General features: G+C 51.7%; 17 protein-coding genes. 7 read left to right on the top strand and 10 right to left on the bottom strand.

What is annotated here, in order from left to right:
• Positions 1-3: 3 nt before the first annotated feature.
• The 9 genes from ACE5LO_RS10805 to ACE5LO_RS10765 form a co-directional block, all read right to left on the bottom strand.
• Complete coding sequence (locus ACE5LO_RS10805) at positions 4-1,497, bottom strand: DUF5605 domain-containing protein (RefSeq protein ID WP_375520029.1); 1,494 nt, start codon at positions 1,495-1,497, stop codon at positions 4-6.
• Positions 1,498-1,711: 214 nt separating this feature from the next.
• Complete coding sequence (locus tag ACE5LO_RS10800; protein WP_375520028.1) at positions 1,712-2,890, bottom strand: response regulator transcription factor; 1,179 nt, start codon at positions 2,888-2,890, stop codon at positions 1,712-1,714.
• A complete protein-coding gene (locus ACE5LO_RS10795; RefSeq protein WP_375520027.1) occupies positions 2,868-4,700 on the bottom strand; it encodes a cache domain-containing sensor histidine kinase in 1,833 nt (610 codons plus the stop codon). Before ACE5LO_RS10795 ends, ACE5LO_RS10800 begins: the two co-directional genes overlap by 23 nt.
• A gap of 60 nt (positions 4,701-4,760) precedes the next feature.
• Positions 4,761-5,828: a LacI family DNA-binding transcriptional regulator gene (locus tag ACE5LO_RS10790; protein ID WP_375520026.1), complete on the bottom strand. Its 1,068-nt coding sequence runs from the start codon at positions 5,826-5,828 to the stop codon at positions 4,761-4,763.
• 307 nt (positions 5,829-6,135) lie between these two features.
• A complete protein-coding gene (locus ACE5LO_RS10785) occupies positions 6,136-7,416 on the bottom strand; it encodes a glycoside hydrolase family 140 protein (protein WP_375520025.1) in 1,281 nt (426 codons plus the stop codon).
• A 72-nt stretch (positions 7,417-7,488) separates the two neighbouring features.
• Entirely contained in the window at positions 7,489-8,793 is a 1,305-nt protein-coding gene (locus tag ACE5LO_RS10780; RefSeq protein WP_375520106.1) for a PTS sugar transporter subunit IIC, read from the bottom strand.
• 116 nt (positions 8,794-8,909) lie between these two features.
• Entirely contained in the window at positions 8,910-9,209 is a 300-nt protein-coding gene (locus ACE5LO_RS10775; protein WP_375520024.1) for a PTS sugar transporter subunit IIB, read from the bottom strand.
• A gap of 29 nt (positions 9,210-9,238) precedes the next feature.
• The gene (locus ACE5LO_RS10770) at positions 9,239-9,565 is read right to left on the bottom strand and encodes a PTS sugar transporter subunit IIA (protein WP_375520023.1); all 327 of its coding nucleotides are present in this window, start codon (positions 9,563-9,565) and stop codon (positions 9,239-9,241) included.
• Between the two features lie 106 nt (positions 9,566-9,671).
• The gene (locus tag ACE5LO_RS10765; RefSeq protein ID WP_375520022.1) at positions 9,672-11,621 is read right to left on the bottom strand and encodes a BglG family transcription antiterminator; all 1,950 of its coding nucleotides are present in this window, start codon (positions 11,619-11,621) and stop codon (positions 9,672-9,674) included.
• A gap of 329 nt (positions 11,622-11,950) precedes the next feature.
• Here ACE5LO_RS10765 and ACE5LO_RS10760 point away from each other — a divergent pair, with 329 nt between their 5' ends.
• The 7 genes from ACE5LO_RS10760 (at position 11,951) to rbsB (ending at position 20,201) form a co-directional block, all read left to right on the top strand.
• A complete protein-coding gene (locus tag ACE5LO_RS10760; RefSeq protein WP_375520021.1) occupies positions 11,951-13,393 on the top strand; it encodes an L-fucose/L-arabinose isomerase family protein in 1,443 nt (480 codons plus the stop codon).
• Between the two features lie 17 nt (positions 13,394-13,410).
• Entirely contained in the window at positions 13,411-14,262 is an 852-nt protein-coding gene (locus ACE5LO_RS10755) for a transketolase (RefSeq protein ID WP_375520020.1), read from the top strand.
• Positions 14,259-15,194, top strand: a complete 936-nt coding sequence (locus ACE5LO_RS10750) for a transketolase family protein (RefSeq protein ID WP_375520019.1) — start codon at positions 14,259-14,261, stop codon at positions 15,192-15,194. The genes ACE5LO_RS10755 and ACE5LO_RS10750 overlap by 4 nt, the downstream gene beginning before the upstream one ends.
• A 13-nt stretch (positions 15,195-15,207) precedes the next feature.
• Positions 15,208-16,740 (top strand): glycerol kinase GlpK, encoded by a 1,533-nt coding sequence (gene glpK, locus ACE5LO_RS10745; protein WP_375520018.1) that lies wholly within the window; start codon positions 15,208-15,210, stop codon positions 16,738-16,740.
• A gap of 63 nt (positions 16,741-16,803) precedes the next feature.
• On the top strand, positions 16,804-18,285 hold the full coding sequence (locus ACE5LO_RS10740; RefSeq protein WP_375520017.1) for a sugar ABC transporter ATP-binding protein: 1,482 nt from the start codon (positions 16,804-16,806) through the stop codon (positions 18,283-18,285).
• 58 nt (positions 18,286-18,343) lie between these two features.
• Positions 18,344-19,261 carry a ribose ABC transporter permease RbsC gene (gene rbsC / locus ACE5LO_RS10735; protein WP_375520105.1) on the top strand — a complete coding sequence of 306 codons (918 nt, stop codon included), beginning with the start codon at positions 18,344-18,346 and terminating at the stop codon, positions 19,259-19,261.
• Between the two features lie 10 nt (positions 19,262-19,271).
• A complete protein-coding gene (gene rbsB, locus ACE5LO_RS10730; RefSeq protein ID WP_375520016.1) occupies positions 19,272-20,201 on the top strand; it encodes a ribose ABC transporter substrate-binding protein RbsB in 930 nt (309 codons plus the stop codon).
• A 206-nt stretch (positions 20,202-20,407) separates the two neighbouring features.
• On the opposite strand, the gene ACE5LO_RS10725 is transcribed toward rbsB, so the two are convergent.
• Positions 20,408-20,965 carry an SLOG family protein gene (locus ACE5LO_RS10725; protein WP_375520015.1) on the bottom strand — a complete coding sequence of 186 codons (558 nt, stop codon included), beginning with the start codon at positions 20,963-20,965 and terminating at the stop codon, positions 20,408-20,410.
• Positions 20,966-20,969 lie beyond the last annotated feature (4 nt).

The raw sequence follows: 20,969 nt of genomic DNA, 5'->3' as shown, positions 1-20,969 counted from the left end.
CCCCTACGTTTGTTGGTTGATAGCTTGAATGCGCAGTGCCTGATAAGGCTTGCCCGGCAAGTCCACGCGGCAATTTCCTTCATAGGTCCCCGGCAGCGCAGTCATCGTCATGTTCCATGTATCGATCAGTTCAATGGTAAACGTGATGCCCTCCGGCAGCGGCAGCATGCGGAATCCCGGACGGCTTGAGCCGAAATAGGCGAGGTAATATTCGCCATCCACTCCGCCCGCAGCTATATCCCAGTGAAAATCCGTCTTCAGACGATCGAGCTGCGGCCCGGCTTCGATGATTTGGCGAAGGAACTGAATTCTGGACGGGCTCTCCCCGTGCAGGGTTCCTCCGTGTGACCACCAGATGATATTGTCTTCATGCAGAAAAGTTTCCCCATGTGTGACATAACCACCATTCAGCATGCCTTGCCAGAAGCATTCCACCATCCGTTCCGCCGTGATGTTGCCCCATCCGTGGTTCAGATTTCCTTCATAGCGGCATTCATCCACAACAATGGGTTTTCGGTAGGTCTCCTGCCATTCCCCGACAAAATGAAGATCATGATGCTGGATGCTCGCATGGGTAACCCAGGGTTTGCCATGGTCATACCAATGCAGGTTGCTGCGGTAATGGATACCTGGATGGTGCCAGTTATGAATAGAGCGCAGGTGGCCGTATGGATCACGCTCCTGAATGATTTTGAAGAACCGGTCCCAGTCCCGCATCGTTTTGGCCTTCATCAGATCGAACTCATTGGCCAGCGACCACCAGATATTGCGAAACGACGAGAGACGGGCAATAGCATAACGCAGATAAAAATCGTCCGTCTCAGGATTCATCCCCGCAAATCCCCACCGGTCATAAGGATGAAAAAGGATGAGGTCGGCCTCGATGCCAAGCTGCTGCAGATCCTCGATCCGGCGTTCAAGGTGCTGCCAATAGGCAGGATCGAATGCCGTGAAATCCCACCCTTCTTCCAGAGAGCCCGCAAACGGGTACAATGCCGGTTCGTTCAGATTGTAGTCATAGTGCTTCGGAAAAACACACATCCGTATTTTATTAAAAGCACCCGCTTCCGCCAGGCTGCGCAGGGTAAGCTCCTGCAGCTCTTCATCCTGGTGGTTCCATACATAACTCGTCGTTCCGAAGGGAAAGAAGGCTTTGCCGTCGGCATAAGCGAAATGGACTTCACGATCCACGCCAACGGGTCCGTGATTTTCTGGGGAAGGCTCAACACATGTGAACATACCCTGTACCAGATTTAACTCAGGAACATTACTGACCGTCTCATAAGACCATTTCCCCAAGGTATCCGGCATAAAACGAACACGGTAACAGCCTTCCCCGTCATAAAATCCGTCTGCCTCAACAATCCGGTGTCCCTGACAGAAGCGTGCTGCAAACGACACATCTGTAAAAGGATTACCATCCTGCGGGCCGGGGAGGGACAATTCAAATCTTCCCCAACGTTCAATCTCCGGCGCTTTCTCTAGTTCCTGCGTCATTCTTGATTCGCCCCTTTCGCTACTGTGCATTCAAGCTCCTGCACCATTATTCTAATGATTAAGGCTTGGGGAAAGTAGCGGGCGAATCGGCTTTTTCATATGCGATTTTGACGCGAATGCAGATGCAGCAGACGCTTCCGGTCCCGGCAATAGATCATTTTTGCAAAATCATACGTTTTTTTTACTTGAGCCCGCTAATGTATGCCGGCTTTGATCATTGATTGCGGTATTCAAGAGGAGTGAGTCCCGTACGGTCCTTAAACAGCTTGCTGAAGTAATAGGGGTTGCTGTACCCGAGGTCAGCCGCAATCTCGTACACCTTGTGGCTGGTTTCGCGCAGCTTTTTTTGGGCGATTTCCATTTTATTGCGTATGATGTAATCGCTGAAATTTTCACCGATTTCCTTAAGAAAAATTCTGCTCAAGTACCCCGGGCTCACGTGGATAGATTCCCCGACCTTGGCCAGTGTAATATCCTCCAGCAAATGCCGGTCCACATATTCCTTGGCTCTGCGCACAATAAAGCTGTCGCTCTGTTCGTTGCGGGGAAAACGCAAAAGCGCGGACATATAGGCGTCAGGCAGGCTGGTAATATCCCTGGAGGTTGAAGGACCACAAGCAAAGATCAGCCTGACGTTCAACAGCTCAAGCACCTTTTGCCGCAAGCGCTTCAGATAACTTGACATATCGCCATTCCCGGTATGGGTGCGGACAGGCGCAATCCAAATGATTTCACGAAAGTTTCTGTGAAAGACCAAACCTCCCCAGTCCTTGGCCGTCAGCTTGCCCACGAGGTGCAAAATGGAAAGAAAGCGCAGCTGCTCCGCATCTTCATTCTCCTGTACCGCGTCACATCTTTTGCGAATAATCGCCAGTTCATAACCTGCCTTATAGGATTCGTCCGCCAGCTCGGGCAAAAGCTGCAAAGGCTCCGCCGGAAACGTAAAAGGATCCAGTAGCGATAGGCAGAGCCCGTTTTTTTCTTCTTCCGTACGCTGCGAGGGCTCATGTGGGGTCAATTTAAGGCGGGAGATGACCTTTTGCATTGTGCCTGCAATTTCGTCTTCATCCATGGTAGGTTTATGCAGATAATCGGCTGCTCCCAGCCGGAGGGCCTCCCTTACATAAGAAAAAGTATCATAGCTGCTCAGAAAAATAATTTGGATTTCCGGCTTCCTGTGCCTGATTTTTTGCGCCAGCTCAATCCCGTCCATACCAGGCATGCGGATGTCGGTCATGACACAGTGAATGCTCTCTTGCTCCACAATCCGCAGTGCTTCTTCCCCGTCAGCCGCCTCGGCCTTCCAGCAGATCCCGAGACTTTCCCAATCCAGCATATAACGCAGTCCCATTCTCACAATGGACTCATCATCAACGACCAACAGATTCCACATCTCCGTCCCCCCTTGTCTCTGATGCTGCCGATTTCAGCGGTATGTTAACAATAGCTTTCGTGAGACCCTCACTCCGCTCTAACGACAGTCCATACGGCTCGCCAAACCTGAGCAGAATCCGTTCGTGCACATTGCGCAATCCGATATGGCCACCGCTCCCCTCTCCAGCTCTGTCCCTCTGCTCCCCGTTCTCTTCCCGCAGCGGAAGCTCTTTGCCGGCAAAGCCTGTGCCATCATCCGTTATTTCAATGCACAGCATTCCGCTCTCTAGGTACGGTTTTGCCACAACGGAAATGTGCAAGGTTCGGTCCAGCCCTTTGGCTCCGTGAAAGATCGCGTTTTCCAGCAGCGGCTGCAGCAGCATGGGTGGAATGGGCACATGTAAACATTCCTGCGGAATATTCCAATCCACCGTAAAAACACTGGTGTATCTCAAATCCATCAATGCGGCATAATCCTTAAGCAGCCGAATCTCCTCATCCAGCGTCACCAGTTCGCTGTCCAGCTTCATATTCGCCTGCAGCAGTCTGGCTAACGCTTGCAGTAGCTTGGCAATATGAGGCGATTGCTGAAGTATGGCGAGCATGCGAATGGAATTCAGCGTGTTATATAGAAAATGGGGCTGAATGCGTGCCCGCAATGCGTAGAGCTCGGCGTTGCGCTTCTGGCGTTCCTTCTCCTCAATGGACTGCACCAGCTTGTCGAGACGGCTGACCATCCTGTGATAGCTGCTTTCCAGGCGCCGCATTTCGTTGTCTTCGCCAACGGGGGCGGGAGCTTTGAAATTGCCCTGCTCAACCTGACGCATGGAGCGGATCAAGCGGTTGATTGGCCTTGACAGCTTTCTGGCCAGCAACCAGGAAATAGCGGCTGAACAAATCACCGCCACCGCCGCCACCAGGAAAGTAAAATAGCTGATGGAACGGCTGCCAGCCAGCAACTCCTCACGATTGACTCCCAGGTACACCTTCCACTTCAAGTAACCGCTTTCAAGAAAAACGCCGCTGTAGCCCTCCTGCCCCTGAGCAGCAGACGCAGGCACCTCCCAGCTGCCCTGCTGCTCTCCCGCACCGATGGACAGCAGTCTGGCCGCAAGGGCGGGATCGGATGCATAAATCATATTCCGGTTCTGATCAAGGACCGTCACCTTAACGGTTGGAAGCTCCAGCGTCTCTACAAATTTGGGGATAAAATCGGGACTGATGAAGATGGCCATGACAGCCAGCGGTTGATAGTTCTCGTCCATCAGCAGCCGTGAGCCGATCAGGGCAGGGAAGGTCCCGTCTTTAAACTGCCTGATCTCCCGCACACCCGTAATGGCAAAACCGCCCCGGTCTGCAAGCGTTTGACGGTACCAATCCTCATCCGTCACCTTTTCCCTGGGATTAATGACCGTATTCCCGCTGATTCGGTAGCCGTTAACGGTTCCGTTCATACCATAGATCATTAGCCCCTTGATCGAGGAGTTTATGGAAGGATAGGCGCCCATAAGACGGGCCATCGTTCTCTGCGCCTGGATTTCCGCCGTTCCCCACTGCTCCTTGGCCAAATAAGGCTTATTTAAAAAGCTGAAAATGTCCGGCAGATAATACGGGATCATCGTAAACCGGTCAAAATCCCTGACCTGGCGTTCAATCGATGTATTGAGCTGGGCCAGAATGACGTTCAGATCCTGCTCGTTTCTGGCCTGCAGCATCATGGAGGATTTACGGTAGGCCATCGTGCCGATCAGCAGCGCCGGAATGCTGCTCAATAGAATGAACACGACAAAGAGCTTGGTCTGAAACCGGATGTTGGACCATTTACGCATTTCCTCACCCCTTGAAGTCTTAGATGCCTTAGAAGTCTTAAACTTGCCGGTTCGTACAAATCACTTATTGTCTGCCGCCTGCATCGCAATAGCAGGAGCAGAGCAGGAATTACGTTCCACAAAACGTGTGTCGACGGAGAATTTGGCTTTGACCTGCGCACCGTTTTCAATAAATTCAATCAGCTGATCCACCGCCAGCATGGCCATTCTTTCTTTTTCCACGTGAATCGTTGTTAGCTCGGGCGTCACAATGACCGATTCGGATATATTATCGAAACCGATGACCGAGGTGTCCTGCGGCACCCGAATCCCCAGCTCCGCCATCGTTTTCATCGCGCTGATGGCGATATAGTCACATTCGCAGAACCAGGCAGTGGGCAGTGGGCGACCGCTGTCAAGATAGGCGCTAAGCTGCTTTTTCAAACTTTCCTGGGAAGTCAGAATCGTCGGTGATACAGAAATCACATCCGCATCCGCAACGGTAATCCCCCGTTCCGCCAAGGCCTCCATAAATCCTCGTCTGCGCTCCTCAAAATTATGAATACGGATATCAGACGCCATGTAACCGATGGAGGTATGCCCGATATCGCAAAGATAGGAGCCCGCCTGATAGGCACCCATCACATTATTAATTTCGACGAATTGCACCGGCAGCGTGTCGTAGCAAGTGTCCAGCACCAGCAGATTGGGCAGGCTGTCGTGAATATACATGATTTGCTCACGCGTCAAATTAGTGCCAAGCACGATGACACCGTCGCTGCGCTTTTCTTCAGCAACGGTCTGGATTTCTTTATAGAAGGATTCCATGTCCACCGTTGAAAAAATAAGCACATAACCTCTTTGTCTGCATCTTTCTTCAATAAATTGAATCAGCTCCTTGAAAAAAGGCTGCTGGTAATATTTGTCAAGTACGATGCCTGAGTTCGTGCATACCAGGAAAAGCAATGATTTATCGCTTCTGGCCGCTGCATTGGCTGATGCCCTGCTCTTGGGGATATACCCCGCTTCCTGGGCAATTTGCAGAATACGCTCGCGCGTGTCTGCTGAAATCCCCGGTTTTCCGCTAAAGGCAAGAGAGACGGCTGACTTGGATACGTTAGCCATCTTAGCTATATCTTCCATTTTCATATGAAAATTCTCCAATCCTACAAAGTTAACCACAGTTAAGAGAAGTTTATACTGTTTGCCGTCAAGTTGCAATGTTTAGATCGTTATTTTAGTGTTTTTTAGTTCATTCTACTAAAAAACATGCCATACCTCCTTAATATTGTGCTCATCATTAAACTATCAGGGTTTGAAAAGTATAAATGTAATGTGCTGTTTAGTTCATTTTTGCAGCCATGTGATGTTAATGCAGGAGAAAAACCACCGCATATCCCAGCGGTGGTACTATACAGCAATTAGCTGTGGATTTGAAAACCTTTGATGAAGTAGCCTATTTATGGACTGCAATGAGCAGGACATCTCCTTCAAAAGGATGCATATCCATGACCGTCATGTTATCCTGCGTCGATACCGGGGTCTTGGCAATACGTCTGTTTTCCAGGTCGAAAATAGTAATTTCGTAATCCGTGAGATCTGCATTTAATTTTAACACCGTGTTCACAGGAACATATATGGCCGCTTTTTCGTATCCCGGGGTCGCAGCGGCACGAATCTCCCGGGTATTGTTCATAACGATATCCCATGGCTGCAGACCGGCCAGATCATATATTTCAAACAGCCATTTGGCAAAGCCGTAATCCCAGGCTCCCTCGAACTTTAGCGCCGTCGCCCAGTCATAAGGAGCGTCGAAGCCTTCCCCCGTTACCCCGAAGCGCTTCCCTTTCTTATGCCAGCTCCATATTCCGTGCGCCCCATAAGTAATGCCTGCGGCCGCGCCCGATAGCAGACTCTGCCAGGCCGCTTTGCGGACATCATAACGGGTATACCTTCCATATACCCTGCGGCTGTACCCCATCATCTCGTAGCATGGCTCCGCGTTCAGCACCGGTCGGGTCACGGGTTTGTTATAAAAATCCAGTGCCATCTCATACGACATATGCTGAAATTCGGAATTATGCCCGGACTGGTACATATAGAAGTCCAAATCCGGATCATTAACAAAAACCTCAGGCAGTTCAACCAGCCGACCCTGGATATGCAGCGTAGTGAGGCACTCCGGGCTGATCTCCTTTACAATGCTGAGTGCGGTCCGGTAATACTCTTTTGCCCGTTCAGATGGAAAATCCGTATCACCGCTGATCACATAAATCGGATGAAATTTGGAAAATAGGCTGGCAGCATACCGCACATACGGCTCCACCGCCTCAAGTGGCATTTTTTTCTCCTCACGCAGCTGCCCTGCCCAGGTGTTGGGAATATAATTGCACCAAAGCAATACCAGAGCAGGCACGAAGCCTCGATCCACCGCCATTTGCACCATCTGCTGCGCTCTGGCGAAATAAGCCTCGTTCAGGGCATGAAAGTCGAAGCTGCCGTCCGGGTTGACCGCAAACGGCTTGATATCGAGATCGCTGCCGCTCGCATCCCACTGCTGCAGCAAATTGATCTGCAGGACATTGAAGCCCTGGCTTCTGCGGTAATCCAAATAATAGACCCACTCTTCAAGCGTGATGTTCGTAAATGCGCTCCAGACTGTATCTGCCAAATAGAAAAAAGGTTTTCCCTCATGGACAAAATGCCGCCTATCACCTGATAAATCAAGCTTAATCATCTGTTAGCCACCCTTCTTTTCAAAAAAGGAAAACGGCAGGTTGCTCCACCGTTTTCCGCTGGTTCACTGGTTTTACGAAGTCACCATGCTTGCCTCTGTATCCGTCCGGCCTTCATGGCGGGCTTCTTCCTCCGCTGCGCGCTCTTTGACAAGCGCCTGTCTGTCAAGCGCTCTGAAGAACGGATAATAGATCAGCATACATACCGGGATCAGCAGCAGCTGCGCAAAGGCGAGCCGCCAGCTGCCTTCAATGATGCCCAATGCAAAGATCGGTGTGCCGAAAGGCGGATAAATCCCGATCGGCGCAGGCAGAAGTCCGACGGTCGTTGCGAAATAACCGATAATGCAGCAGACGACCGGGGCAAGGATAAACGGAACAGCCAGAATGGGATTCATAACAACCGGGATACCAAAAATCATGGGTTCATGAATCGAGAAAAACGTTCCCGGAAGGCCCAGCTTGCCAATCGTGCGAAGCTGCTTGCTCTTGGCCAGGAAAGTCAACAGCAGGGCGAAGGCAAGCATCGGCGCATAGTTGGCGAAGATCGACCAGAAGGCCAGACCAATAATGTTCGGAAGCGGGCTGCCGGCTTCGAAAGCATTCAGATTGGCAAGGTCAAGACTCATCCAGATCGGCTTCACGATGGCCAGGGTCACGATGGCTCCATGAATGCCGAACATCCAGAGCAGCTGCATGACGATCAACGCGATAATCAACGCTCCGAGCGAGCCTCCCAATCCTTCCAGTGGCACCTGCAGATAGCTGTAAATCAATTGGTGCACCGTGACATAAGGGGTCTGCATAAACACCCCGGCAATGATCACAAACACGACAACAACCAATACGGCGGGAATCAGCCCCATAAATGTTTTAACGACGGTTGGAGGCACGCCATCCGGCATTTTAATGGTCCAGTTGCGGTCAACCACCCAGATATACATTCTTGCCGCCAGAAGTCCGACGAACATAGCCACAAACAGCCCTTGCGCACCCAGCCATTGAAACGGAAGCGCCCGGACCGTATCGAAGGTTTCGACAGGCGTCAGCACAAGAAATGACAGCAGGGCGGTTGCGGCCGGAATCAGCGGGTCTTTGTCAAACGATTGCGCCAGCCTGTAGGCGATGAAAAAGACGGCATAAAGCGAGATAATGCCGGTTGTCATCGTGGACCCGAGACCGATAATGCTTTTAATCGGAGCAATCAAATTTTGATAGGGCTCCCAGGCCAGCGCAGAGAACAGCGTCGAAAACGCGCCGATGATCAGGAAAGGCAGCGTGGACATCAAACCGTTGGAGATCGCACTCATATAACGGTTTTTCTGGATTTTCCCCGCAAACTTCTGCAAATTTTTAGTGGTGTTATTTGAAATAGCCATCATGGTCAACTCCTGATTAAGAGTTATGGTAAAACTTTTTTAGAGAACGCTTTCAATTTACTGTGCTTCATTCCAGCCTTCTAAAATAAACAACGGGTTGACGCCAAGCTGCCCAATTACAGCTTTAAGGCATCGGACAGCACCTTTTCACCGTTCATCATGCCATAATCAGTAATATTGATCACGCTGACCTTGATTCCTTTCGGTTTATACTTTTGTCTGAATTCATCTTCCAGATACCCTACCTGCGGTCCGATCAGCAGAATGTCGGTTTTGTCGGCATATTCGGGAAAATTGCTTTCCGACATCGCTCTGATTTCCACATCCATGCTGTCTTTTTGAGCAGCCTTCTGCATTTTCTGAACAAGCATGCTCGTAGACATTCCCGCTGCACACACCAGTGTAATTCGCTTCATCATGATTCCTCCCCGATATTGACAGTCTGTTAGTCTTTGTGTTCGTATTGGCTGATTCTGTTGTAAAGCTCTATCATATGTGCCGCCAAGTCCTTGATTGTAATGGCCGACATCAAATGATCCTGCGCATGAACCATCAGCAGTGTTACGTTATGCTCCGTCCCTCCTGCCTCCTGTTGAATCAGACGGGTTTGCAATTTATGCGCTTTCACAAGTTCGTTTTTGCTTTCCTCCAAACACGCCGCTGCTTGTTCCGCCTGCCCCTTTTGTGCATAGTTAATCGCTTCCATGGCTTTGCTTTTCGCGAAGCCAGAGCTAGTGATAAGGCCCATAATGATTTCTTGGTACTCATCCATGACGACACCTCGTTTGTTTCAATTTACGGATTCAGTGTACCGCATACTTTTCGAGATATATATTCATTCCTTTTCCGCTGTGAACGGAAATGTCTTCGCAAGGAAATCAATAAAGCCTGTGTTTAACAATCATCCGCGAAAATTCACTGAAATTTTCGCAGTCCAGCAGCTGCCGAATCATATCCGGGCTGTCCGCGATCCTGATTAACTGATCATACATTTCCGTAGGAGAGTCGGCGCCGTTTCTGCTGATGCTGAGCAGACAAACGAATTGCACCGGCTTACCGGCCCAGTCGATAGGTTGCTCCAGCGTGCAAATCGCCCATACGGTACGGCTGCTCTGTGGAGTAATGGGATGTGGGATAGCAACAAGATTCCCGTATGAAGTCGGGGCGGCTTGCTCCCTTTCCAGCACTAAACCCACAAATGCCGCAGCCGATTGAACCAGTCCCATATCGTGAATTTTGGCGCCAAGAAAAGAAATGACCTCTTTCCGCGATGTGAAGTTTTGCCTTAAAAACACAAGTTCCTCCATAACATAACGAAAGGTAACCTCCCCTTCTTCCGTCAGCAGATTCCTGATTTTGTGCAGATCGCCGTCGCCGAGAAGTGTCTCAACGACCACAACGGGAACAGGCAGCGGGTCTTTGATCGGGATCGTGCTTACCAGAAAATCGATATTTTCCAGAGAAAGCTGCTTAAGCTTGTAATACTCGGTCGTACCGGCAATCTCCAGCTGTGAACCGAATTTGCTTTTCAGCTTGTAATAGAGAAGGCGTGCGCTTCCTACACCGGAGGTGCAAACCACCAGACAGCGTTTAGGCCGCTGCATGCCGGGGGATCTCTCCATCGCTGCCCCGATGTGAATCGCCAAATACCCCATTTCAGCTTCGGGGATGCTCGTGTTCATTTTGCTCTCAATGAGTTTGGCAGCAATGACTCCCGCCTGAAAAGCCAGCGGATAACGGGTCTTCACCTGATCCAGCAGCGGATTGCGGATACTCATGCTGTATCTGATGCGATTGAGAGCGGGCTTCAGATGCAGACAAATCCCCATGAATAGCTCCTGGTCCTCTTTTATGCCCAAATTCAACTCTCTCTCAATCTCTTCAATAATCTCTTTTCCCAGCTCATATATTTCCCGATCAATAAGCTTCTCCACATCCGTTTCTTCCTTGCCGCCTGCGGAAATTTCGTTAAACCACCTGGTGCCGCCCAGATGCATGGCAATATAAGCAATCTCTGCTTCTGGAAAAAGAAGCTTGAGTTCTTTTTCAATAAGGCTGACGATCCGCCGGGAAGCCTCGTATTCCTCCATCTTGCGAAAATGCTCCAATTCATCAGACAAACTGCATAACTGGTTTCCTTCCCTGATGCGCCTGCAGGCGATAGCGATATGAGTAACCAAATTGCTGAAAGCGATATCAGATAACACCACATTGAACTTTTGCGTCTGCTCCAAAATAATGCTCTGAATCACAGTCATTTCTTGCGGAGTAACGATGGATGCAAACCCGCTCTCACGGCTGGCGGTCCCGCCCCCCGAACGGTTCACAACAAATTCGGACATGCAAAAACGGAGCCGTACCTCGCTTCCTTCCAGACGGACGCCATAATTCGGACGCGCATCGATGCTTACCTCATAGAGCTGTAGTGTTTTTTTGACCTCCCGGAAATCGTTCTGCACCGTAGACCTGCTGACATACAATTCATCCGCCAAATCTTCAAGCTTCAAATAACCGCCTGCCAGCAGCAGCCGTCTGATCAAATAAAGCTGGCGGTATTCCGGCAAGCCCGGATCATCAGGCTCGTGGTACGAAAACAGCTGCTGCAGCAGCTCCTTGAACGCACGATCATCATGAATTTTCAATTCGTAACCTCTGGACCTTACAGGCTCAATCGTTGCTCCCCGTCCGGCCAGAAATTCGTCCAGCTCCCTGATATCATTGCGGACGGTCCGTGAAGTAACCTGTATTAATTTAGCCAAATGCTCACTCTTGACGGGCGCATCCGCAGCAAGCAAATGCTGCAGAATTGAAATCATACGGGTATTCATGCTGACCACCTTCTGAACCCTTGGATTTTGGTTGCATTACTTTATTTTAGAAAATCAGTTAGTTTCCCATCCCTTGTCATGTGATATATGAAGTTTACATCGCGCTTATTTTCAATGCAATGTTTATAAAAATTAATAAATTTAATTTAGTTTATATTTAGTTTATTTCGTGAATTATCAACTAAACTTATTATTGACACCGCTTTATATCGATGTTACGATGGCGTCATAAATGATATAACAGTCTAATGTTTAGTTTATACAACTAAACAAATCTCGATTTTTAGTTAATTCACCCCACTTTATCCATCCATGAGGAGACATGATTTATGAAAAAGTTGAAACTGGGTTATGCTCCGACACGCCGTTTTACGTTCAGCGCCGAAGATGCCTTCAAGTACAAGGTCGCCATTCGCCAGCAGATTGAAAGCTTTGGCATGGACATCGACATCGTCGATCTGGAAGGCCTGAATCAGGAGGGGCTGCTCTATGACGATCACATCAATGCAGACTTGATTATTAAACGCTTTAAAGATGAAGAAGTGGACGCCGTCTTTTTCCCGCACTGCAACTTTGGCACAGAGGATACCGTGGCCCGTGTAGGCAAGGCGCTCGGCAAGCCTGTACTGCTGTGGGGGCCGCGCGACGAGGCTCCGCTTGCGGACGGCATGCGCCTGCGCGATACGCAATGCGGACTTTTCGCGACAGGCAAGGTGCTGCGCCGGTTCAATGTTCCTTTTACTTATGTGACGAACAGCCGGGTCGAGGATGCGGTATTTGAAAGAGGCTTTACCAATTTCGTGGCAGCGGCCAACGTTGTGCGCCAATTTAAAAGCCTGCGTATTCTGCAGATTGGCCCCCGTCCCGCCTCTTTCTGGACGATGATGTGCAACGAAGGCGAACTGCTCGAAAGATTCGGAATCGAGATTCATCCGATCACACTTGTGGATATTCAGCTCAGATCCAAGAAGATCGCTTCCGACAACAGCCCTGAGCTGCTCGAAACAATCGATTACATTAAAGAAAAGCTGGATTACAGCGAGGTTACGGAAGACGATGTGAGAAGAATTGCCGCATTGAAGGTAGCCATGAAGTCCTTTGCCCGCGAAACCGGCAGCTCCGCCATCGCCATTCAATGCTGGTCCTCCTTGCAGGACGCCATGTCCATCATGCCTTGTCTTGCCAATGCGATCCTGACCGATGAACAGATCCCTGTTACCTGCGAAACAGACATTCACGGTGCCATTACTTCCATCATGGTGCAGGCTGCGGCCATGAACGAAGCTCCGACCTTTTTCGCTGACATTACGGTTCGCCACCCTGAAAATGAAAACGGCGAGCTCCTCTTCCATTGCGGGAACTTTCCCGTCTCCCTTTCCGTCGAGCAAAAACCGAAGCTGCGCAAGCATTTCCTGTTCGATGACCATTCACCGGGAACGCATGAGGGCCAAATCAAAGGCGGCGGCATGACGATTGCCCGTTTTGACGGCGACCACGGCGAATACTCCATGTTCCTCGGACGCGCAAAGGGAATCGAAGGCCCGTATACCCGTGGCTCTTACGTATGGGTTGAAGTCAATGACTGGCCGCTCTGGGAAGAGAAGCTTGTCAAAGGACCTTACGTTCACCATTCCGTAGGCATTCATGCCAACGTTATTCCTGCTCTTTATGAAGCCTGCAGTTATATTCCGGGGCTGACTCCCGACCCTGTCGATCCGACGGAACAGGAAATCCAGCGCTGGCTGCGTGGTTCTGACCTTGCTGGCAAATAAACTCCAAGGAGGACATTATGGATATTCAAGCATTGAAAATCAAAGCCGCCCAGATCCGCATGGATCTGCTGACCATTATTCACCGCGCCAAAACGGGACATACCGGTGGTTCGCTCAGCAACACGGATATTTTGACCGCCCTGTACTATGAAGTCATGAATATTGACCCGTCCAACCCGAAATGGGCCGACCGCGACCGTTTTATTGCAAGTAAAGGCCATTCCGTGGAATCGCTGTGGTGCATTCTCGCCGACCTGGGCTTCTTCCCCAAAGAGGAGCTTGAAACGTACAGCCAGTTCGGAACACGTTTGATCGGGCATCCGAACAACAAGGTTCCCGGCATCGAAATGAATACCGGCGCGCTCGGTCACGGCCTCCCCATTTCCGTAGGCATGGCCCTGGCGGCCAAACGCGATGGCCGCTCCTACCGCGTATTCTGCCTGATGGGTGACGGCGAGCAGGCGGAAGGCTCCAACTGGGAAGCCGCCATGGCCGGAGCCCACTACAAGCTGGATAATCTCGTCGGCATCATCGACCGCAACGGGCTGCAAATCAGCGGTTCAACGGAAGATGTCATGGGGCTGGAGCCGCTGGAGGACAAATGGGCTGCCTTTGGCTGGAACGTCATCTCCATTGACGGTAATGACATGGAACAGCTGGTTAGCACGTTCCGCTCTGTACCTGAAGTTGAGGGCAAACCAACACTCATCGTAGCCAACACCGTCAAAGGCAAAGGAGTATCCTTCGCTGAAAATGTGCCGGCCTGGCATCACCATGTTCCCAATGATGAACAGTTGGAGCTTGCCCTGGCGGAATTAAGCGCAACTATAGAGCAATTAAGTCAAGAAGGGCAGGTGCACAAATCATGAATAAAATTCCGAACCGGCAGGTCATCTGCGAGACATTGCTTGAACTGGCCAAAGACGATCATGACATTATGGTGCTGGCCAGCGATTCGCGCGGCTCTGCCATGATGGCCCCTTTTGCCAGCACTCTCCCCGAGCAGTTCGTCGAGGTGGGCATTGCCGAGCAGAATATCGTAGGCATGTCGGCAGGACTGGCGCACAGCGGCAAAAAACCGTTTGTCACCTCTCCCGCCTGCTTCCTCAGCATGCGCAGCATTGAGCAGATCAAGGTGGATGTCGCCTACTCCGGAACAAATGTGAAGCTGATCGGCATCAGCGGTGGTGTCAGCTACGGAGCGCTGGGCATGTCCCATCATTCCGTGCAGGATATCGCCGTGGCCAGAGCCATTCCGGGCCTGGCAGTTATACTTCCCGCCGACCGTCATGAGACCAAGAAAATGACCGAAGCGCTGGTGAACTACAACGGAGGTGTGTATGTCCGGATTGGCCGCAACCCGGTGGAAGATGTGTACGAATCGGATGACTATCCGTTCGAAATCGGCAAAGCCGTCACCATGAAGGAAGGCACGGACCTGACCATCATTGCTGCCGGAGAGACGGTTCGAGTCGCCCTGGACGCCGCCGAAGCGCTGGCCTCAGAAGGGGTCTCCTGCCGTGTGCTCAACATGCATACGATTAAACCGCTGGATGAGGCTGCGATCATCGCCGCCGCGCGTGAAACCGGACATATCATTACCGTCGAGGAGCATAGCATATTCGGCGGTCTGGGTGCAGCCGTCGCTGAGGTTGTCGTGCAGAACCAGCCTGTGCCCATGAAGGTATTGGGTATTCCAGACGAACCGGCCATTGCGGGCAAATCAGCCGAGGTATTCCAGCATTATGGAATCACCGGCGAGAATATCAAGCAGATCGCACTTGAGCTGATTAACAAGTAAAGGGCGGGTCGGAATGAAAGACAATGCGAAGTTTATATTGGCAATTGATCAGAGCACTTCCGGTACGAAAGCTCTGCTTGTCAATCATGATGGTGCCGTTCTGGCCCGCAGCTCCATGGAGCACCGCCAGTATTATCCGCGCCCCGGCTGGGTCGAGCATGATCCTCTTGAAATCTATGACAATGTCAAAAAGACGGCGCAGGCCGTTCTTGAGCAGGCCGGTGTTGAACCGGCTTCGCTGGCAGCGCTGACGATTACGAACCAGCGCGAAACGGCGCTGATCTGGGACCGCTTCACAGGGCGGCCAGTATATAACGCTATCGTATGGCAATGCCAGCGAACGGCCGCAGCATGCTCCCGCTTGAAGGAGGAAGGGCATGAACCGCTGATCCGGGCGAAGACCGGACTTATGCTCGACCCTTATTTCTCCGCTGCCAAGTTCAGGTGGATTCTGGACCATGCGGAAGGAGCGGCTGATCTGCTTGCCGAAGGAAGGCTGCTGGCAGGCACCATGGACAGCTGGCTTGTCTGGAAGCTCACGGGCGGCAAGACACACGCAACCGATTATACGAACGCCAGCCGCACTTCCCTTTTCAATATCCATACACTCTCATGGGACGAGGAGCTTGCCCGCCTGTTCGGCGTCCCCGCCTCCCTGCTGCCGCAAGTCCAATCCTCGGATGATATTTACGGATATACAGAGGATACGGATCTGTTCAAAGAGCAGGTGCCTGTCTCCGGAGTCATCGGTGATTCCCAGGGAGCCCTGTATGGACATCTCTGCTTTGAAACCGGAACAGCTAAAGCCACTTACGGCACAGGCACTTCGGTACTGATGAATGTGGGACAGCAGCCGGTTGATGGCGGCGAAGGACTTGTTACGGCCATCGCCTGGGGAGCGGGCGGAACCGTGACCTACGCGCTGGAAGCCGTCATTCGCTCAACGGGCGACTCGCTCAAATGGACACGCGACAATCTGGGGCTGTTCTCCACCTTTGAAGAAATGCAGCAGCTGGTCGATGCGACGCCGGATAACGAAGGTGTTTACCTGGTTCCCGCCTTTGTCGGCATGGGCGCTCCTTATTGGGACCCTTACGCAAGAGCGGCGATTACGGGCATGACCCGCAGAACCGGCAAAGGCCACATCATCCGTGCCGCCTTGGAAAGCACTGTCTACCAGGTGCGTGATGCCGTCGAATTCATTCAGGAGCAGTCCGGTATCCCGCTCCGGGGTCTGCGCACGGACGGTGGAGCATCGGCCAACTCATGGCTGATGCAGTTTCAGGCGGACATCCTGGGAGCGCCTGTGACCCGTTCCACCTGTGCCGAACTGTCAGCCATGGGTTCGGTCTACCTGGGGGGGCTTGGCACAGGCTTCTGGTCCGATCTGTCCCGACTCGCTTCCAATCTCACCATGTATGACTCCTACAGCCCCGCCATGGACCCAGCCCTGAGAGACCGCAACTATGAGGGCTGGCAGCAAGCCGTACGCTCCGTGGTACAGCCAGGCATCCAGCCGCCCCATTTCCATTCACAGCTTATCTGATCTTTATTCGAAGCGTTGACGCGTTTTTCTGTAAATGACCATTACAGATAAGGGGGAACCTGCTTGAATATCAGGATGAACGGGATTCACAAAACCTTTGGAACGAACCGCGTGCTGTCGGGTGTGGACTTTGAGCTCCTTGAGGGAGAGGTTCATGCCCTCATGGGCGAAAACGGGGCGGGCAAATCCACTCTGATGAACATTCTTACAGGCCTGCATAGCAAAGATGAAGGCATCATTTTCATTGACGGCAAAGAAGTGAATTTCTCCAGTCCCTCCGCAGCGGAGCAGTACGGCATTGCATTTATTCATCAGGAGCTGAATATTTGGCCCGACTTGAGCGTGCTGGAAAATCTGTTCCTGGGGAAAGAGATTACTACAGGCTGGGGATTTTTAAACAACCGCGAGATGAAAGCGCTAGCAAATGAACAGATGCGCAGGCTGTCTCTTTCTCTTCCACTTGACCAGCCTGCCGGAGCGTGCTCCGTCGGCCAGCAGCAAATGATTGAAATCGCCAAAGCGCTCATGACTGACGCCAAGGTGATCATTATGGACGAACCGACGGCCGCCCTTACGGAACGTGAAATCCGCAAGCTGTTCGAAGTGATCACCGCGCTAAAAAAAGACGGCGTCTCCATCGTATACATTTCCCACCGCATGGAAGAGATATTTGAGATTTGCGACCGGATCACCATTATGCGTGACGGGATCACCGTCGATACCCGGGAAGTTTCTCGTACTAATTTTGACGATGTTGTGAAAAAGATGGTGGGCCGTGAGCTGACCGACCGTTTTCCGCAGCGGCACACCACTCCCGGGGAAATTATGTTTGAGGTCAAGAACGCTTCCAGAAGCGGAGTCTTCCACCGGGTCAGTTTCTCTGTGCGCGCCGGTGAAATTCTGGGTATTTCCGGCCTGATGGGCTCCGGGCGCACGGAAATGATGCGGGCCATTTACGGCCTTGATCCCCTGGAAGAAGGAGAGATACGTCTGAACGGTAAGAAGGTTGCCATTAAGCATCCATATGAAGCGGTTAAACTGGGCATCGGTTTTATTACCGAGGACCGCAAGGATGAAGGACTGGTGCTCGACTTTTCAGTGCGTGAGAATATGGTGCTGCCCAGCCTGTTCAGCTTTGAGGACAATAGCCTGATCAATGAGCGCAAGGAAAAGGAATACGTTGATCTGCTGATTTCGCGGCTGACCATCAAAACGGAGTCCCCCGAGACACCGGTGCGCAATCTGTCGGGGGGCAATCAGCAAAAGGTGGTTATCGCCAAATGGGTGGGCATCGGCCCGAAGGTGCTGATTCTCGACGAGCCTACCCGGGGTGTGGACGTAGGTGCAAAGCGGGAAATCTATCAGCTCATGAACGAGCTTACCGAGAAGGGCGTTGCCATTATTATGGTTTCCTCCGAGCTGCCGGAGGTCATTGGCATGAGCGACCGGATTCTCGTCGTGCATGAAGGACGGATTGCCGGAGAGGTCATCGGCCATGAGGCAACCCAGGAAAAAATCATGACATATGCCACGGGAGGTCAGTAATATGCAGGTTTCTACAGGTGAAGTTAAAGCCGGCAGCCGCCAAAACCGTGTGGGCTCCATGCTGCAAAAGGCAGGTCCCCTTCTCGGTCTGCTTATTTTGATTATCGTTGTATCCGCACTAAATCCCGCATTTTTGGAACCGCTTAATATTTTGAATCTGCTCCGGCAGGTAGCCATTAACGCTTTAATTGCATTTGGCATGACCTTTGTTATTCTGACCGGAGGCATCGATCTGTCGGTGGGCTCCACGCTTGCGCTATCCAGCGCACTGATGGCAAGTTTGCTTGTATCCGGCTTCCATCCCCTACTGGCCATTGTGGCTGGGTGCGTTATCGGGGCTATCCTTGGAGCCGTCAACGGGCTGATGATCACCAAAGGAAAAATGGCTCCTTTTATCGCCACATTAGCCACGATGACCATTTTCCGCGGACTGACCATGGTCTTCACGGAAGGCAATCCGATCACGGGACTCAGCGACAGTCTCATGTTCCAGTTGTTCGGACGCGGTTACTTCATTGGAATTCCCGTGCCCGCCATCACGATGGCGATCACCTTTGTCCTGCTGTGGGTCGTGCTGCACAAAACCTCCTTCGGGCGCAAAACCTACGCCATCGGCGGAAATGAGAGGGCTTCCATTATATCAGGAATCAAGGTACACCGCGTCAAGATCATGGTGTATTCACTGGCAGGTCTGCTCGCCGGTCTGGCTGGCGCCATTCTCACCTCAAGACTCGATTCCGCTCAGCCGACTGCAGGGACCTCTTATGAGCTTGATGCCATTGCGGCCGTTGTGCTTGGTGGCACCAGCCTGTCCGGAGGACGGGGGCGGATTGTCGGCACCCTGATCGGAGCGCTCATTATCGGCGCGCTGAACAACGGTCTGAACCTGCTTGGCGTTTCCTCATTCTATCAGCTCGTCGTCAAAGGCATCGTGATTGTGATCGCCGTCCTGATGGACCGCAAAAAAGCCGCTTAAGGGGGATAACATGAGAAAATATAGTATTTTTCTGCTGCTCGCGCTTAGCCTGTTCCTGCTGGCCGGATGCTCGCTTGAACCCCCTTCCTGGGCAAAAGCCAAGGCTGCCAGCGATCTCAGCAATGTCAAGATCGGCTTATCCATGTCCACGCTGAACAACCCGTTTTTCGTCTACCTCAAAGACATGGTGGTGAAGGAAGCGGATAAGCAGGGCTTTGAGATCATCGTGGTGGATGCGCAAAATGATCCGGCCAAGCAAAACAATGACGTGGAGGATCTGATTCAGCAAGGGGTCAATGCTCTACTCATCAATCCTACAGATTCATCGGCCATCTCGGCGGCTGTACAAACGGCGAACGGCGTGGGCATCCCTGTCATAACCATCGATCGGGCCGCGAATAAAGGCGAGGTTGCCTCCCTCATCGCTTCCGATAATGTCGGCGGCGGTAAAATGGCCGCAGAATACATTGTGGATCAGCTTGGCGAAGGCGCAGTCGTTGCGGAGCTCGAAGGCATTCCGGGCACGTCTGCCGCGCGGGAACGCGGACAGGGCTTCCATTCCGTCGCGGATACAAAATTGAAGGTGATTGCCAAGCAGGCAGCGGATTTTGACCGGACGAAGGGCCTGAACGTGATGGAAAATTTGCTGCAGGGCAATCCGGATATTCAAGCTGTTTTTGCGCAAAATGATGAGATGGCACTTGGCGCTGCGGAAGCAATCGCGGCCACGGGCAGGGATATCCTGGTGGTCGGCTTTGACGGAAGCGCGGATGCGCTGCAAGCGGTCAAGGACGGCAAGCTGTCCGCCACCATCGCCCAGCAATTTGACCTGATCGGCCAAAAGGCGGTGCAAACGGCCGCCGAGATTCTGCAGGGCAAGAAGGTTGAAAGCAATATTCCGGTGCCCATCAAGCTGGTTACGAAGGATGACAGTAAGTAGCGTGAAGGTATAGTGCGGAAATAACTGCACATGCAGCAAACCTTGATCATAAACTTCTGGTCTGAGCCTGACAAAAGTTAATGATTAATCTCTGATCTTCAGTTAGAGCATAAGCAGGTTCAAAAAAGAGCCCTGTTCGAAATTCGTCACCAAAATTTCGAACAGGGCTCTACTCATTATTTTAAGTCAGGCTGCATTCCGTATCCTCACTCCATATACAAACGCTCCTCATCGGCTATGCTCTGGATATCCTCCGAGCTGATGCTCATATAGACATAGCCTTCCTCTTGCCGCTTCTTTAGTGCCTCTTCCTTCATAAAGCGGGGACTGCCCTCGCCGGCGTCTTCGTCATACACCAGCAGGATGCCGTCCGTCTTGCGGAACAACAGCGCGTCTCTTGCCTTGAACTGCCAGATGCCCTGATACGGCAGCTTGCTGACCAGCCCAAAGTAATCGATGCCCCGCAGAATGTGCTGAAAATATTCCTTGCGGTCATCCTTCCACTTTTCATCCATATTGGCATGTGCGGCCAAAATTGAGCATTTGAGATCAGGGTACCGCTCCTTCAGAGCAATGACGGCTTCACATGCCCACAAATCCACGCCATACTGCCCTGGTGTAATCACCCATTCCAGCCCTTCCTCGGCCAGCGGAATCAGCTTGGAGGTCAGCGCTTTTTGGATATAGGCGATGCCTTCATGCTTCTGGCTGTAGATGTTTAGCTCATGGGCTCTGTATCCCGATACCAGCAGGTTTTTGATCATGCCA

The sequence above is a fragment of the Paenibacillus medicaginis genome (genome assembly GCF_042138635.1).
Classification (GTDB): domain Bacteria; phylum Bacillota; class Bacilli; order Paenibacillales; family Paenibacillaceae; genus Paenibacillus; species Paenibacillus medicaginis.
Note: the sequence above shows the minus strand (reverse complement) of the source record. Positions and strands in the feature narration are given on the sequence as shown.